We start from the raw sequence: 1,515 nt of genomic DNA, 5'->3' as shown, positions 1-1,515 counted from the left end.
ACAGCTGATATGTAGGCATCGTTTGTCAATAGGCAGGTGAAAGCCGCCCCGGTTTTGATGCCGGGGCGGCTTTCGTTTGATCGGAGTCAGTCGGTGCCGCGGCGGTCGTTGGTCAACGACGATGGTGTCAGACTGATATACGCGGGTTGGGTACCGCAAGACGATGGTTCGGCGCGAACGGTGGCTGCTCTCTAGGGGCGGGCGTCACATCAGCATTTGGTGAATACTGTTGTTGCTCATAGCTGTAACGCAGATCCAGTTCGCCTACCTCGCCGTTAACCGGCCGACTCCGATCAAGCTTGGTGATGAGTCGTTAGTTGAGCGTGGCCAGTGACCAGCACCACCCGGCCAGTTGACGGGCAACCGCAACGTTGGCCACGACATGGGGCTTCTTGCGCTCGTTGAACCGGCACCACTGCTGGTGCAGGCGTCGGTTACCGGCATGCCCGCGGTCCTTGAGTGCCGGGTCGACCTTGGCCCAGCGGGCCCGCATCGTCGGTCCGGGATTGCGGTAGGCCGCCCGGTGGTGCCAGGCCGACTCGATCAACAGTCGCCGCACGTGAGCGTTGCCGGCCTTGGTGATCGAACCCTGCACCCGGGAGGCACCCGAGGAGTACTCCGTGGGGACCAGGCCGACGTAGGCGCCGATCGAGGCACCTGTGAACCGGGTCCAGTCACCGATCTCGACCGTCAACGCCAGGCCGGTCAGCGCCGAGATGCCGCGCAAACAGCCCAGCCGGTCGACGGGATCAGACCAACGCGGTGAGGCTGCGACGTCGCAGATCTGTTCGTCAAGGCGATCACGAGCAGCCGTGGCGGTGAGCACCGCATCGAAGTGGTGATCAAAGGCCGCTGTGGTGTGAACATCGTCGAAACGTTGGCGACGCAGCCAGGTTTCGTGCACGCCATTCCAGGCTTTCCCGCCCGAATACACCCGGCCCTGGCGCAGCAGCAGCTTCGACAGCCGGTGCCGGACTCGCATCAGATCCGCGCGGGCGTCCTCGCGGGCCCGGACCAGATCGCGGACTGCCTCTACGTCGGCCTCGGGCACCGTGACCGCGGTGATCTCGCCCAATCGCAGCAGCCGGGCCAGGTGCGAAGCGTCACGGGCGTCGGTCTTGATCCGATCCCCGCTCGGGCGGATCAACTTCGACGGCGCTGCGACCACACAGTCGATCTCGGCGGCGGCCAACGCCCGCGCGAGCCCAAATCCCGTCGGCCCGGCTTCATAGGCCACTCGCACCGGGCCACGTAACTGGTGCAACCAGTCCAGGATCTCGCCGTGATCGGGACATAATCGTGCCCGCTCGACCCGACCCGTTTCTTCATCAAATGCATGCGCAACCACCGAAAGCGCGTGCACGTCCAATCCCACACTCGTACCGTTGAAACTCACCGGAGGCCTCCTGATCTGCAACTGTGGCTCTACCGGTGCGAGTGTTCACTCGTCACCGGCAACCCACGTCCAATTGCAGCCCGAGGCCTTCGGCCTCAAGTCGCCCCCATACCGTCTAG

1 protein-coding gene is annotated in these 1,515 nt (G+C 64.3%); it reads right to left on the bottom strand.

Translation table 11 applies throughout. The annotated features are described in order from the left end of the window. Positions 1 to 313: 313 nt before the first annotated feature. Positions 314 to 1,396: an IS110 family RNA-guided transposase gene (locus CSQ99_RS30540; RefSeq protein ID WP_218014632.1), complete on the bottom strand. Its 1,083-nt coding sequence runs from the start codon at positions 1,394 to 1,396 to the stop codon at positions 314 to 316. Positions 1,397 to 1,515: the final 119 nt, after the last annotated feature.

It is taken from the genome of Mycobacterium neglectum (genome assembly GCF_002591975.1).
In the GTDB taxonomy this organism is placed as follows: Bacteria; Actinomycetota; Actinomycetes; order Mycobacteriales; family Mycobacteriaceae; genus Mycobacterium; species Mycobacterium neglectum.
Note: the sequence above shows the minus strand (reverse complement) of the source record. Positions and strands in the feature narration are given on the sequence as shown.